Source organism: Jeotgalibaca ciconiae (assembly GCF_003955755.1).
Classification (GTDB): Bacteria; Bacillota; Bacilli; order Lactobacillales; family Aerococcaceae; genus Jeotgalibaca; species Jeotgalibaca ciconiae.
Genome location: NZ_CP034465.1, coordinates 293,344 through 307,274, shown reverse-complemented (window position 1 = coordinate 307,274; position 13,931 = coordinate 293,344). Strand labels below are relative to the sequence as shown.

The following is a 13,931-nucleotide window of genomic DNA, read 5'->3' as shown; positions in this document are numbered from 1 at the left end:
GGAAGTATGGAAGAAAAAATAAAAGTTCAAATTAATAACCTTGCTAAAATTTATCCAAATGGAGATGGCGTGAAAAATGTTAATTTAGAAATTAAAGAAGGTGAGATTCTTACTTTGTTAGGACCATCTGGTTGTGGAAAAACTACTATTTTACGGGCGCTTGGCGGATTCTTAGATGTAACAGAAGGTTCAATTCTGATAAATAATGAAGAAGTGACCCATTTACCACCGGAGAAAAGACCAACAGGAATGGTATTTCAAAGTTATAATTTGTGGCCGCATATGACAGTGGAAGAAAATTTATCTTTTGGAATGAAACTTCGTAAAATTTCAAAAAATGAAATCAAGCGTGACATCGAAAAGATGTTAGCAATTATGAGCATGTCTGGAAGCGAAAAAAAATATCCCAATCAATTATCAGGTGGACAACAACAACGTATCGCGATTGCTCGTTCTTTATTACTCAAACCAGCTGTTCTTTTAATGGATGAACCATTCTCGGCTTTGGATGCAAAAATCCGCATGCAAATGCGTGAAGAGTTAAAGAGGATTCAAGCGGAGTTAAATATTACGGTTGTTTTTGTTACCCACGATCAAGAGGAAGCAATGTCATTATCTCACCGAATCGTTGTAATGGAAAAGGGACTAGTAGCGCAAGTAGGGACTCCTACTGAAATCTACGATAACCCAGAAAGTAAGTATGTAGCATCATTTATTGGAGAAATGAATTTCTTGGAGTTAGAGGGAGAACAAGTGGCTTTTCGTCCAGAAGATGTTCTAATTTGTAAGCAAGATGAGGGTGAACATATTGGAGTTATCCAGAGCGTAATGCTCCTTGGTCATTATGCTTCAATCACGATTAATACTGGAAAACACTTAGTAAAGGCTTTTATACCAAGAAACAAAACACAAAATATCCAAGAGAAACAGACAGTTAGTTTTACATTAAATAAATCAATCACTTATAAAAAAGGAGCATAAAAATGCGTAAAATAAGCAAAATGAGTTTCTTAATGGCCAGTATGGCTTTACTTGCTGCATGTAGTAATGAAGTTGCTGGAGAAGAAAGCAAAGAAGTAGTTACTTTGTGGGCAGGCGGTTCTGACAATGTCCGTATTGCTATGGAAAGTGTTACTGATGCATTTAATAATAGCGAGTACGGCGATAAGTATGAATTGGAGTTGGAGTACATTCTTTCGGGCTCCGGAACACAAGGACTGCGTGATCGTTTGCTTGCCGCTACTAAAGCGGGGGAAACAGAGACTGATTACGATTTAATTTTACTATCTGATTCAGAATATACTTCTTATGTAGCAGAAGGCGGGGAGGATATTCTTACACCGGTTGATTTTGACAAAGTTCCGAACGCAGCACGATTAAAATCTTCGGTTGCTGTTGGAGAAGACTATATTGTACCTTATCGTGGAACTACCGTTGTCCTCGCATATAATTCGGATACTGTCTTGACGCCTCCGCAAACATCTGAAGAACTTTATCAATGGATTAAAGATAATCCTGGTAGATTTGCTTATAATACACCAGGATCTGGTGGAGCAGGCAGTGCTTTTGTAACCACGTCTGTCTATAATTTCATGCCTGAAGAAGCATTAACTTCCCAAGATGCAGCTTGGAAAGAAGAGTGGACGCAAGGCTTTGAATTATTAGAAGAATTACATCCTCATCTGTACCAATCAGGAGGTTCTGTAGTATATCCAAATAAAAACCAAGGAACGCTTGATTTATTGGCGAATCAAGAAGTAGACATAGTTCCTGCTTGGGCAGACATGGTTATCCAACAAATTGGCCAGGGAACATTACCGGAGTCCATTAAGATTTCTCAAATAACGCCAAGCTTTACCGGTAATATTGATGCAATGGGAATGCCGGCTATTGGTGGAGATAAAGACGGCGCTCATGCTGTAATGGACTTCATGCTTTCAGAAGAAGCTCAAGGAATCTTGCTTGATGAAATGGCTGCTATTCCCTTGATTGATGCAAGCAATCTAGAATCAGAAAATTCTGTATTGTTGGAAGGTCTTGATGTAAGTTCATTCCGTGTGACGAGTTTAGGTACATTGGGAACAGAATTAAATGAAAAATGGGACCAAGAAATTGCTCCTTTACAATAAACGATGAAAGGAATGAAAAAATGAGCAATCAAAAAGCAAAAAAATGGCTTCCTTATATTTTAACAGCTCCTTCCCTTGTTATTGTTTTGGTTTTTGTTGTTTATCCGATTTCCAGTTCCGTCTTACGGAGTTTTCGGAACCGGGAGACTGGCAGTTTTACTTTTGAACATTATCAATATTTTTTAACTGATCCACTGCAAAGAGCGAACATTCTATATACACTCGAAATTGTTTTGTGGACGATTTTATTTACGATAGTAGCTAGTTATTTTTTAGCAATCTATTTAAGATTCTCGAAGTCTCGTATCAGTAAGTGGATGGGAATGTTAACATTGCTGCCACGATTTATACCTGGGATGGTTGCTGTATATTCGGTTATTTTAGTAATTCGTGATTCAGGGGTCTTAAATCGAGTGGGGTTACTATTCGGTCAGGAATGGAAATTAGGTTGGATGTTCAATGAAAAAGGAATTATTTTAATGAATCTCTGGTTTAGTATCCCTTTTGCAACCTTGATTATTTTCGCTGCACTTTCAGGAATTCAGGATTCCATTATTGAAAGTGCTAAAGATGTTGGAGCTAGTAAGTGGCAAATTTTTCGTTCCATGATTCTGCCTCTTTCTTATAAAGACGGAATTGTGGCGACTACGTTTATATTCTTGGGAAACGTTGGATCTTTTACAACGCCATTTTTGATGGGAGGAAACTCTCCGAAAATGTTGGGAATTGCTTTGTATGATCAATTTAACAGCTACATGGATTATGAACGTGCAGCGGCTCTGTCCGTAATCATGTTCTTGATTTGCTCTTTCTCGGCAGTTGTCTATATTTACACGAATCTGAAGGAGCAAGAATGGGAAAAGGGGCGATGACAAATGGAGCTGGTTGAAATAATGGATGAAAAGCAACTCCTTATTGAACGGAGTCATAATCAAACGAATTTGTTATTCCCATTTCATTTGAAGGAGATGTATCGTCGGCTGATTATTCAGTTTCATTACGGTCCCGCTTATGCAACGGAAGAAGAGGCTCTCCCTCTCATCCTAACTAATTTGAAACATTATATTCCTGATGATAGGGAAGTGAACCAAGAAAAAGCTAGAAAATTTCTACCATTAGAAAATTTAATCACCCTTTCTCTTTCTTATAACAACCAGTATTTAGGAGCACGGCATACAAAAGAACGTGATCTGGAAGTTTTCATTTCCGCTGAAAAAGCTAGTCTAGGTTTTCCATTACAGGCCATTCAAGCGGGGGAATGGGAATTACAACTGAATGTTCATTGTGCAGCTTCTGAAAAAATCTATGGCTCGGTATCTATTTTGGCAGAAAGGATGGAAGAGTTATGAAGCAGTTTGCAGTAGAGTTGCACAGTCATACTCATCATAGCGACGCTGATTTTAGTGTAGAAGAGCTTTGTCAACGAGCAGTTGACTTCGGTTATGAAGGTCTCATTTTAACCGATCATAATACTTCGTCTGGTTACAGTGAATTGGCTGAATTAGCTAAAGAGGCAGGTATTGTTACTTTGGGCGGTATAGAGTGGACAACCTATTACGGACACATGCTCGTACATGATGCCGATCGCCTAGTAGATTGGCGTACAGCAACTCCTCATTCGATTGATAAACATATGCAAGAGGTGAAAGAAGCGAATGGATTGATAGGAATAGCTCATCCGTTTGCGATTGGCAGTCCAATGTGTACAGGATGTCACTGGACATTCGATGTAAAAGACTGGAACAAAGTGAACTACATTGAAATTTGGAATTCTACTCGTCCAGATGAGCATTTCTGGAGCTGGGAAGCTTACGCGCTTTGGACTCGTTTATTGGATGATGGTTATCGTATTTCTTGTAGCGCTGGACGAGACTGGCATCGTATGGAAGGAGAAGGGGAAAATCCACCCATTACCTATGTGGAAAGTTCTGGAGAATGGAATTCCGAAAACTTTCGTCAATCCTTAGAAAAAGGTACCTTCTATATTTCTTTGGGACCAGGAATTCGCTGGTACGTTGAACAAGGAGAAAAGATTTTCTACATGGGTGACACGATTAAACCGGGCTTAGCTAATATTACTGTAGAAGTTTTATCTACTCGTATTGAATCACTTAAAAAATTTGGTTCAATAGTTAAACGAGTAAAGATTATTCACAATAACCAAATATATTTTGACGAGCCAATAGATAATGATTTGATTCCTATTCCAATTGATTTAGTAGAAGGAAATCTGCGCATTGAATTTTGGGGAACTATTAAACAAAAGGAAGAAGAACTCCTACTTATTTCAAATCCTATTTATATTGAAAAATAGCTAAAAAAGAAGTGGAATGAATTCTCACTTCTTTTTAGCTATTTTATTTATTGGATGTTTTTCATAATGAAGCCGTCTACTGGTAAAGTAGGCATTCGGTTAAATCGATAACTGAAATCTTGAGGAGGAACCTCAAATTTTAGTTCATTGACAAAGTAATTTAAAAAGATTTTCATAATGCGAATAGTAATCCATTCTCCAGCACAACGGTGACCGCTTAAATAATCTCCACCACCCTGAGGGATAAAAGAAAAGGGGCTTCCCTTCCAGTTTTCGAATCGTTCTGGTTGGAAAAGAGAAGGGTTTTCCCATAATTTCGGATCATGATTCGTGCCGTATAAATCTAAAATCGTTAATGTACCTTTTTTAAATTCATAGCCTTTCCAGGTGAAATCCTTTTTGACAATTGCACCTTGAATAGGAAAGAAAGGATAGAAGCGTCGTACTTCTTGGACAAAATACTGGTAATATTGAGAATTTCTTGTTTTTATTTTTTCTTTCAGTTCGGGATATTGATGTAGTGTGAGCGCGATAAAGGAAATATAGATTGATATGGCACTAATGGGACGAATAATATTCAGTATTTCGACAGCTGCAACTTTTACAGGCAGAAACTCTCCCTTTGCATCCTTGTGTTGTGAGAAGGTATAAAGAGCAGTATGTTCCTCAGCTTGGATCTCGCTATTGCGTACTTGACGGATTAAATCACGTATCCATTTTTCTGCGAGATTTCTGCCGTTTCGGCCTCTCCAATGGGAGGGTCCAAAAGCCATAGGACTTTCAAACATGGAGGTTATTTGTTCTGTTCGCCGTTTGATTTCTTCTTGTTGAAGAGGGACTCCTGCCCAAGCACAAGCCGCTTTAACCAATAGTTCTTTCGCTTCGTCATATAAAATGATTTCCGATTGTTCTTTCCATTTTTCCACTGCTTTTTCCAATTGATATTCAATCTCTTTATCCATTCGTTCTAAGTTTTCTTTAGACATCAACGACATGAATAACTGCTTCCTTTGAGTATGTTCAAATCCGTCCAAGCTTTGTACGCCACCTTTACCAACAAGCGTTTGTTGAACACGATTTGGCATCGCTCCATCTCGCTTAAACTTGTCTGTATCATAAAAGAGGCTTGCTGCTTCTTCTCCGCCCATGCAGATGGCTTTTTGTCCTAACAGTCGAGTTTCAAATATATCGGATTGAAGACTGATTCTTCTATTCAAGATATATTTATATCCCTCTGCCAGAAAATCAAGACCATGTTCCAAACCTTTCTCAAAAGGCATTACTTTTTTATCTTCCATAGTATCCCTCCTAGCTTCTATTGTAGCGTATGCAAAAATAGAAGAAAAATAATAACTTAAAATTATGGTTGACAATTATCGATTACAGATGTAAACTAGGTCTATGAAGTTTACAAACGTAAACGTTAAACCGTTTAGGAGGAAAATAAAATGCAAGCAGCCATTGATTCTAAAATCACAGATGCAGAATGGGAAGTAATGCGAGTTATTTGGACCAATCAACCAATAACCAGTAAATTTATCAGTGAAGTTCTTGTTGATAAAATGAATTGGAAACCAGCGACAATCAAAACTTTGATTGGAAGGCTAGTAGAGAAGGGTTTTGTTTCAACGGAACAAGAAGGAAATAGATATTTGTATTCAGCTACAAAAACTGAAAGTGAAAGTATCCATAAAATGACAAAAGAAGTGATTGATCATGTATGTGCAACGAAAGTAGGTTCCGTCTTAGCTGATTTAATAGAACAATCACTTTTAAGCAAAGATGACGTAAAGAGGTTAGAAGAAGTGATTCAATCGAAAAAAGCAGATGCTGTCGAGGCAGTACCTTGTAATTGTGTACCAGGACAATGTGACTGTTAAAAAATCAAGAAGAGGGTGGAATGAATGAAACAAGAAACATTTTCAATAGAAGGAATGACCTGTGCAAGCTGCGCTCAGACAGTTGAGAAAGCAGTTGCTACAGTAACAGGTGTAGAAGAAGCTTCTGTCAATCTCGCAACAGAGAGATTGAATATCAAAACAGATGATTCAGTAACTTTTTCAACGATTGAAAAGGTTGTAGCTGATGCAGGCTACAAAGCTCTTCCACCATTAAAAACCAAAACATTTTCAATAGAAGGAATGACCTGTGCAAGTTGTGCTCAGACAGTTGAGAATGCAACTAAAAAAATTGTTGGAGAAGGAAATGCCACAGTAAACTTAGCAACTGAAAAAATGTCCGTACAATATAATCCGGAAGTTATTTCTGTTTCGGATATTACCGAAGCTGTGGCAGATTCGGGATACCAAGCAAAAGAGGAATTGGACAGTGCTGATATAGACCGAGAGAAAAAAGAAAAACACATCAAAGAAATGTGGCGTAGATTTTGGTTATCGGCAGTCTTTACAATCCCATTATTTTATATTTCGATGGGCCATATGATTGGGTTACCTGTTCCAAGTATTATTGATCCGATGCACCACGCACAAAATTTTGCATTGATTCAATTGGTACTAACGATTCCAGTTATGATACTCGGAAAGAAATTTTTCACCGGTGGTTATAAGGCTCTATTCAAGGGTCATCCTAATATGGATTCTCTCGTTGCGCTAGGAACGAGTGCGGCATTTATTTATAGTATCTATGGAACCATCCAAGTTATTAACGGAGAAGCTAACTTTGCAATGGGATTATATTATGAATCAGCTGCTGTGATTCTGACTTTGATTACTCTGGGTAAATATTTTGAAGCAGTGTCAAAAGGAAAAACTTCAGATGCTATTAAGAAATTAATGGGATTAGCTCCAAAAACAGCACGGGTTATTCGAGATGGAAAAGAAGTAGAAATTTCAGTGGATGCAGTGGAAGCAGATGATATCATTGTCGTTCGACCTGGAGAGAAACTACCAGTAGATGGAATAATCACAGAAGGTTTGACATCCATTGACGAAGCGATGCTGACAGGGGAAAGTATCCCAGTTGAGAAAAAAGTCGGTGATAATGTAATTGGAGCAAGTATTAACCAAAATGGAACCATTCAATATCGTGCTACAAAAGTTGGTAAAGATACCGTTCTTTCGCAAATTATTACCTTGGTTGAGAATGCACAAGGCTCAAAAGCACCTATCGCAAAAATGGCAGATAAAATTTCAGGAATCTTTGTACCAATTGTGATTGTTCTTGCGTTATTATCTGGATTGGCATGGTTTTTCTTAGGACAAGAATCCTGGATATTTGCTCTAACGATTACAATTTCAGTTTTAGTGATTGCTTGTCCGTGTGCACTTGGTTTAGCAACTCCAACGGCAATTATGGTTGGAACAGGTAAAGGTGCTGAAAATGGCGTGTTGATTAAGAGTGGAGAAGCTTTGGAAACGACTCATAACATCCAAACGATTGTTTTTGATAAAACAGGTACCATTACAGAAGGAAAACCAAAAGTAACGGATATTATTGTTCATGATACAATAAATGAGGAAGAGTTATTGCGTCTTGCAGCTTCTGCGGAAGTTGGTTCTGAACATCCACTAGGAGAAGCGATTGTAAAAGAAGCTGAAGAAAGAGGGTATTCCTTGCAAAAAGTTTCTTCTTTCGAAGCGATACCTGGTCATGGAATTAAAGTAGTCATGGAAGAGAAAGTATTATTACTTGGAAATCGTAAATTAATGATAAGCAACGATATTAAGCTCTCTAATTTTGAAAAAGATTCTGATCGATTAGCAACAGAAGGAAAGACACCTATGTATATTACTATTGATGGCGAATTGAAAGGAATCATTGCTGTTGCAGATACCTTGAAAGAAAATAGTGCGTCAGCTATTGAAAAACTACAAAAAATGGGACTTGAAGTCGTTATGATGACGGGTGATAATAAACGTACAGCAGAAGCGATTGCTAAGCAAGTTGGAATTAATCGTGTTCTAAGCGAGGTCCTTCCTGAAGATAAAGCAAGCCAAGTGAAAGCACTACAAGAGGAAGGCAAAAAAGTTGCCATGGTAGGGGATGGCATTAACGACGCACCGGCATTGGCACAAGCTGATATTGGAATCGCGATTGGAACAGGGACAGACGTTGCTATTGAATCAGCTGATATTGTCTTAATGCATAGCGATTTGATGGATGTACCGACTTCAATTGAATTAAGCAGGGCCACAATTAAAAATATTAAAGAAAATTTATTCTGGGCATTTGCTTATAACGTGTTAGGTATACCTGTTGCAATGGGACTGCTTCATCTATTTGGCGGGCCATTATTGAACCCTATGATTGCTGGAGCAGCAATGAGCTTTAGTTCGGTTTCTGTTTTAATAAATGCATTAAGGTTAAGAAAATTTCAACCTAGTAGAATAAAATAAAAAGGAGACGTTAGATTATGGAGTTTAAAGTACTAATTGAAGGAATGAAATGTGATGGTTGTGCCGCAAATGTGAAAGAACATTTCTCAACTATAAAAGATGTTGAAGATGTACAGATAAATCGCGAAGAAAAAAACGCAATTGTTACAAGTCCGAGAACAATCTCGAAAGAAGAATTTGTATCAGCTTTAGCGGAAACGAGTTACGAAGTTACGGGAGTAAAATAAGAAAAGCGGCTCAAGTCATTGTAGAAAGAAAAAATTATGAAGCCTGCACTATAAAAAAAATAAGAGAGCGGTCAAAAGGCTGCTTCCTTATTTTTTCGTTTAAAAAACTTTTGTTTCTTTTTATTGCAAATGAAAGCGTGATATAATAAGAAAAATAAATATAAACTTACAAAAATAATGTTACAGAAACAATTGTTTTAAGAAATGTATGTAATATTTGAGTTTTTTTTGTAATAAACTTCCCTTCTTAATACAAAATGATTAAAGACCTTTGACAAAACCATGTTAATGCGTACAGAGTTGATTATTCGTGTTAGGATGACTGTGGTTTTAAAAGACGTATCTTTTTTAGAAAAATAAAAAGATACTGAAACTTAAAGTAGTTGGCTAATCGAATGGTCAGGGTTATAAAAGAAGGGAAAGAATAAATATAATGAATATCAAAAAGAAAATTTTTATCACAGGAGCTTCTATTGCATTTTCTGGAATCTTAGCATTCTCAAATCCATCTGAAGCAAGCGCAGCTGAATATACAGCAGAAACTTGGAGTGCACGTACTGTTGAAGAAATCAAACAAGATATTTTAGAAGATGAAAATGGAAGCAAATATGTATTTACTTGGGGAGATACTCTATCAGCAATCGCTGCAGCAACTGAAGTACCACTAAATACATTAGTAGAAGTGAATAACATTTCTAATGCAGATATGATTATTGCTGGAAATTCAATTTCACTGTCATCAGACCACAAAGTAATGACTGTGGGTGAAGGTGAAGACGCTCGTTCATACGACGTAAGTAAAGAGGAAGAAGTTGTAGAAGTTGAGACTCCAGTTGAAGTTGTAGAAGAAACAGTAGTTGAAGAAGCTCCAGCAATTGAAGAGCCAGTTGTAGAAGAAGTTGCTACACAGTCAACTTCTGAAGGATACACTTTAACAGTTGAAGCTACAGCTTATTCTACAAATCAACCATCATTAAGTGATTATACTTATACAGGAATTAATCTACGTCAAAATCCTAATGTAATTGCAGTTGATCCAAGTGTTATTCCACTGGGCTCTACAGTTATTGTTCCAGGATACGGTACATACACTGCTGGAGATACAGGTTCAGCAATCATTGGAAACCGCATTGATGTTCATATTACAGATTTAAATTCTGCTTGGGCGTTTGGACGTCAACAAATGGAAATTACTGTAATTCCATAAAACAAAATAACTAGTTAAAGTCGAGAGTGATATTCACTTTCGACTTTTTTTTGCATTGTAAAGATAGTAAAGTTAAATTGTTACCCCATTTTAAAAAAAGTAGTTGACAATATGTCTGTTGTTTCTTTATGATAGTAAAAAAGACGGAGGGAATATTCTGTATGTCTACAAAAAAACAAGTATTACAGATGTTAGAAGTAAATAAAAATGTGCCTTATTCTGGACAGACGATTGCAGATCAATTAGGAATTAGTCGTACTTCTGTTTGGAAAGCAATTCGAGCACTTCGGGAAGAAGGATATCAAATTGAATCATCAACAAATAGTGGTTATCGATTATCATCCTTTTCAGATGTGTTAAATTCAGAAAGTATAAGTCAGGATTTGGAAGAACCCTTGTCAATCATGATTTACGAGCAGGTAGATTCTACAAATGCGGAAGCGAAACGAAAATTAGATGAAATAAAGGAAGGGGACTTTTTGATTCTAGCAGATGAACAAACCTCTGGCAGAGGAAGATTAGGAAGATCTTTTCATTCGCCAACAAAGACAGGTCTATATATGTCTCTTGTGTTGCAAGAAATACCTCAATCTGTTGATCCAACCCTAGTTACTACTGCTGCAGCTGTCGCGGTGTGCCAAGCGATCGAGGAATTAACGGACGTAAAACCGCAGATAAAATGGGTGAACGATATTTTTGTGAATGGACAGAAAATTTGTGGGATTTTGACAGAAGGAATTTTAAGTCTCGAAACGCAAACGATTCAATCAATTATTCTTGGAATAGGGGTTAACATGACTCTGGATAAAGAGAACATTCCTGTTGAATTAATTAAAAAAATAGGCGGTTTGCTAGAAGGACAAGAAGCTCAGGTCTCTCGTAATCAACTAGCATCAGCCATTATTAATCGCTATTATCAAATTTATGAAAAAATAGAAACAAGAGAGTTTCTAAAAGAGTATCGAAAACGTTGCTTTGTATTAGGGAAAGAAATTACATTTACAAAAAACAAAGAAAAATATAGTGGTATCGCGAAGGCTGTTGATGATCAAGGAGGATTAGTGGTACGACTAAACTCTAATCAAAAAATGGTATTATCATACGGAGAAATAAGTATTCGAATGAAAGAAGGGAATGGATAATATGAAAATTACTGCACAAGAAATAGCAAGAATTAGTATTATGGCGGCTCTAAGTTTTATTGGGAGCTTTATTATGATACCATTGGGGCCGGTCCCGATTACTTTACAAACCTTGTTTGTTTTATTATCTGCTTTATTATTATCCCCAAAAGGGGCATTTTTTTCACAACTAATCCATCTATTGCTTTCACTGTTAGTCAGAGGCTTACCGATTATTATGAGCCCGAGTTTTGGTTTTTTAATTGCTTTTTTAATAGTAGCACCCCTGATCTCTTGGATTAAAATGAAAGGAAAATTGCGGAACCAAAGCTTTTTAATAGTCATTGCTACTCTATTGATTTACCTTATAGGAACACCGTATATGGCATTTATATTAAATGTTGTTCTAGAAAACCAGTTAACATTGATGCAAATATTATTAACTGGTGTACTTCTTTTTTTACCGGGAGATTTTCTAAAAGGAATTATGGCAGTAACAATAGCAAAAATACTAGCTAGTAAAGCAATCAAAGTAAAAAGGAGCACGTAATTATGTGTGGAAGATATGAACTAGATACAATTAAAAAAGAATTATGGGAAAGATACCATATCGTAGAAGAAAACAACAAGTGGTTTCCAAAAGCTGAGGTTTTTCCTACCGATGTCTGCCCTGTGGTAATTGAAGAAGGTAAAATAGTTATGATGAAATGGGGTTTTATAGAATCCTTTTCTAAAAAGCCGCTTATCAATGCAAGAGCTGAAACAATTTTACAAAAACCAACTTTCCGTGATTCTTTTTTGCACTCTAGGTGTATCATTCCAGTTACAGCATTTTTTGAATGGGAAGAAGTAAATGGTAAAAAAATGAAAAGAAAAATATCAGTAGAGAATATGCCGATTGTATCTTTAGCTGGTATTAAAAAATCTTATAGCCAACCAGACGGATCGCTTCAGGAGAGGTTTTCGATTATTACTACAAATTCATCTAAACAGATTGAGAAAATACACGATCGTATGCCAGTCATTTTATCGCCAAAAGATGAGGAAAGTTACTTAAATCATCAATTACCAGCTTTGGAAGTGACAAAGTTACTTGTTCCAACAAAAGAAACATTAATTATTGAATAGTCTCATTCTTTTTTTAATTTTATCATTGACTTCTAATGTTTGATTGAGTATGATATTTCTATCAAATAAAATGATGTGAGGAATTTCTATGACTACGAAGATGAAAACTGTTCAATTAATGCAAAAATTTTACTTTAGCTTCTTTAGATAAAGTTTGTAAACATGATTTCCATGGATACAAACGAAGCAAACAACGTTTGTATCTATGAGGCTAGAGTACTTTTGCGTGAGCAAATGCCACATAGATTAAAAAATCTGAGTGGCATTAGTAAAAGAAAGTTTTCATTTTACTGATAAATAAACAAAACCCCGCCCAGATTACCAGTTCATCTGAGCGGGGTTTTTTGTGGCTTATTTTTAGGAATCTATAGAAAAGATCACTGAATTTCTAGGAGGAAATGATGATGTCAATGAAGAATTGGAAACGAAAATTAGGATTAACTTTAGGTACAGGCTTACTTTTAGCAGCTTGTGGGAACGAAGCCACTGAGAACAATGGAGACTCCACAGCAAGTTCAACTGGTGGGAACGATACAAAAGAAAGTCTATCAATAGGAATTTTGCAATTAATGGACCATGAATCATTGAATGCTTCCCGAAAAGGATTTGTTGATGTATTAGAAGAGGCAGGGTATGCAGAAGGCGAAAACTTAACGATTGATTATCAAAATGCACAAGGTGATCAAGCGAACTTGCAGACCATGTCTGAGCGGTTATCAGGAAATAATGATTTAATCTTGGCAATCGCTACACCAGCAGCTCAATCACTTGCAAATATTGAAAAGGATATTCCTATTTTATTCACGGCAGTAACGGATCCAGTTGATGCTGGTCTAGTAGAAAGTTTAGACGCTCCGGGAGCGAATATCACAGGGACAACAGATGCAGGTCCGATTGCAGAGCAAGTAGAGTTACTCTTATCAGTTGCTCCAGAGGCGGAAAACATCGGAATCATTTACAATTCAAGTGAACCAAACTCTGTCATCCAAGCAGAACAGGCTGGAAGCATTTTAGAAGTGAAAGGCAAAAATGTTATTACAAAAACGGTTTCTTCTACTAATGATGTACAACAAGTAATGGAGTCTTTAGCACAGGATGTAGAAGGAATTTATATTCCAACAGATAATACTTTAGCCAGTACCATGGCGACTGTGGCTCAAGTAGCAATAAATTATAGTCTTCCAGTTGTTGCGGCTTCAACTGAACAGGTTCTTGCAGGCGGGCTAGCTACTTATGGAATTAACTATTATGAACTAGGTCGTCAAACCGGAGAAATGGCTTTAGAAATTTTAGAAAATGGAGCAGATCCGTCTTCCTTATCTGTTGAATCTTCTCAAAAACTAGAATTGGTGGTTAACGAAGAAATGGCAGAAGCATTAGGAATTGATCCTGAGTCAATTTCTGTTCCAGAATAATTACATTTGATGGACGAACATATTTTATCTGTTCG

Annotated in this window: 14 protein-coding genes; 13 read left to right on the top strand and 1 reads right to left on the bottom strand. The window is 36.7% G+C overall.

The genetic code is table 11. The features are described 5' to 3' along the window. Positions 1–6: 6 nt before the first annotated feature. Genes EJN90_RS01490 through EJN90_RS01470 form a run of 5 tightly spaced genes read left to right on the top strand, consistent with a single transcriptional unit; the run spans position 7 to position 4,443 of the window. Positions 7–981 carry an ABC transporter ATP-binding protein gene (locus EJN90_RS01490; protein ID WP_126108537.1) on the top strand — a complete coding sequence of 325 codons (975 nt, stop codon included), beginning with the start codon at positions 7–9 and terminating at the stop codon, positions 979–981. A gap of 2 nt (positions 982–983) precedes the next feature. After that, positions 984–2,129 (top strand): extracellular solute-binding protein, encoded by a 1,146-nt coding sequence (locus EJN90_RS01485; RefSeq protein WP_126108536.1) that lies wholly within the window; start codon positions 984–986, stop codon positions 2,127–2,129. 20 nt (positions 2,130–2,149) lie between these two features. Further along, entirely contained in the window at positions 2,150–3,001 is an 852-nt protein-coding gene (locus tag EJN90_RS01480; RefSeq protein ID WP_126108535.1) for an ABC transporter permease, read from the top strand. Positions 3,002–3,004: 3 nt separating this feature from the next. After that, on the top strand, positions 3,005–3,478 hold the full coding sequence (locus tag EJN90_RS01475; RefSeq protein WP_126108534.1) for a hypothetical protein: 474 nt from the start codon (positions 3,005–3,007) through the stop codon (positions 3,476–3,478). Beyond that, positions 3,475–4,443: a CehA/McbA family metallohydrolase gene (locus tag EJN90_RS01470; protein ID WP_126108533.1), complete on the top strand. Its 969-nt coding sequence runs from the start codon at positions 3,475–3,477 to the stop codon at positions 4,441–4,443. The genes EJN90_RS01475 and EJN90_RS01470 overlap by 4 nt, the downstream gene beginning before the upstream one ends. A 47-nt stretch (positions 4,444–4,490) precedes the next feature. Here the strand turns inward: EJN90_RS01470 and EJN90_RS01465 are convergent, their stop codons facing one another. Then, a complete protein-coding gene (locus tag EJN90_RS01465; protein WP_126108532.1) occupies positions 4,491–5,741 on the bottom strand; it encodes a cytochrome P450 in 1,251 nt (416 codons plus the stop codon). Between the two features lie 150 nt (positions 5,742–5,891). Between EJN90_RS01465 and EJN90_RS01460 the strand changes: the two genes are divergently transcribed. The 8 genes from EJN90_RS01460 to EJN90_RS01425 all read left to right on the top strand — a co-directional run bounded on the left by EJN90_RS01460 (position 5,892) and on the right by EJN90_RS01425 (position 13,896). Next, the gene (locus EJN90_RS01460; RefSeq protein ID WP_126108531.1) at positions 5,892–6,323 is read left to right on the top strand and encodes a CopY/TcrY family copper transport repressor; all 432 of its coding nucleotides are present in this window, start codon (positions 5,892–5,894) and stop codon (positions 6,321–6,323) included. A 24-nt stretch (positions 6,324–6,347) separates the two neighbouring features. Next, complete coding sequence (locus EJN90_RS01455; protein WP_126108530.1) at positions 6,348–8,798, top strand: heavy metal translocating P-type ATPase; 2,451 nt, start codon at positions 6,348–6,350, stop codon at positions 8,796–8,798. 17 nt (positions 8,799–8,815) lie between these two features. Continuing rightward, the gene (locus EJN90_RS01450) at positions 8,816–9,025 is read left to right on the top strand and encodes a heavy-metal-associated domain-containing protein (RefSeq protein WP_126108529.1); all 210 of its coding nucleotides are present in this window, start codon (positions 8,816–8,818) and stop codon (positions 9,023–9,025) included. Positions 9,026–9,458: 433 nt separating this feature from the next. Next, complete coding sequence (locus EJN90_RS01445) at positions 9,459–10,232, top strand: 3D domain-containing protein (RefSeq protein ID WP_227872545.1); 774 nt, start codon at positions 9,459–9,461, stop codon at positions 10,230–10,232. Between the two features lie 161 nt (positions 10,233–10,393). Continuing rightward, positions 10,394–11,374, top strand: a complete 981-nt coding sequence (locus tag EJN90_RS01440; protein ID WP_126108527.1) for a biotin--[acetyl-CoA-carboxylase] ligase — start codon at positions 10,394–10,396, stop codon at positions 11,372–11,374. Position 11,375: 1 nt separating this feature from the next. Beyond that, positions 11,376–11,903: a biotin transporter BioY gene (locus EJN90_RS01435; RefSeq protein ID WP_126108526.1), complete on the top strand. Its 528-nt coding sequence runs from the start codon at positions 11,376–11,378 to the stop codon at positions 11,901–11,903. 2 nt (positions 11,904–11,905) lie between these two features. Then, positions 11,906–12,481 carry an SOS response-associated peptidase gene (locus tag EJN90_RS01430; protein ID WP_126108525.1) on the top strand — a complete coding sequence of 192 codons (576 nt, stop codon included), beginning with the start codon at positions 11,906–11,908 and terminating at the stop codon, positions 12,479–12,481. A 404-nt stretch (positions 12,482–12,885) separates the two neighbouring features. Next, a complete protein-coding gene (locus EJN90_RS01425; protein WP_322348867.1) occupies positions 12,886–13,896 on the top strand; it encodes an ABC transporter substrate-binding protein in 1,011 nt (336 codons plus the stop codon). Positions 13,897–13,931: the final 35 nt, after the last annotated feature.

Excerpts from the sequence above, each read along its gene's own strand:
- EJN90_RS01490 (WP_126108537.1), top strand. The coding sequence starts at position 7 with ATGGAAGAAAAAATAAAAGTTCAAATTAATAACCTTGCTAAAATTTAT.
- EJN90_RS01485 (WP_126108536.1), top strand. The coding sequence starts at position 984 with ATGCGTAAAATAAGCAAAATGAGTTTCTTAATGGCCAGTATGGCTTTA.
- EJN90_RS01480 (WP_126108535.1), top strand. The coding sequence starts at position 2,150 with ATGAGCAATCAAAAAGCAAAAAAATGGCTTCCTTATATTTTAACAGCT.
- EJN90_RS01475 (WP_126108534.1), top strand. The coding sequence starts at position 3,005 with ATGGAGCTGGTTGAAATAATGGATGAAAAGCAACTCCTTATTGAACGG.
- EJN90_RS01470 (WP_126108533.1), top strand. The coding sequence starts at position 3,475 with ATGAAGCAGTTTGCAGTAGAGTTGCACAGTCATACTCATCATAGCGAC.
- EJN90_RS01465 (WP_126108532.1), bottom strand. The coding sequence starts at position 5,741 with ATGGAAGATAAAAAAGTAATGCCTTTTGAGAAAGGTTTGGAACATGGT.
- EJN90_RS01460 (WP_126108531.1), top strand. The coding sequence starts at position 5,892 with ATGCAAGCAGCCATTGATTCTAAAATCACAGATGCAGAATGGGAAGTA.
- EJN90_RS01455 (WP_126108530.1), top strand. The coding sequence starts at position 6,348 with ATGAAACAAGAAACATTTTCAATAGAAGGAATGACCTGTGCAAGCTGC.
- EJN90_RS01450 (WP_126108529.1), top strand. The coding sequence starts at position 8,816 with ATGGAGTTTAAAGTACTAATTGAAGGAATGAAATGTGATGGTTGTGCC.
- EJN90_RS01445 (WP_227872545.1), top strand. The coding sequence starts at position 9,459 with ATGAATATCAAAAAGAAAATTTTTATCACAGGAGCTTCTATTGCATTT.
- EJN90_RS01440 (WP_126108527.1), top strand. The coding sequence starts at position 10,394 with ATGTCTACAAAAAAACAAGTATTACAGATGTTAGAAGTAAATAAAAAT.
- EJN90_RS01435 (WP_126108526.1), top strand. The coding sequence starts at position 11,376 with ATGAAAATTACTGCACAAGAAATAGCAAGAATTAGTATTATGGCGGCT.
- EJN90_RS01430 (WP_126108525.1), top strand. The coding sequence starts at position 11,906 with ATGTGTGGAAGATATGAACTAGATACAATTAAAAAAGAATTATGGGAA.
- EJN90_RS01425 (WP_322348867.1), top strand. The coding sequence starts at position 12,886 with ATGTCAATGAAGAATTGGAAACGAAAATTAGGATTAACTTTAGGTACA.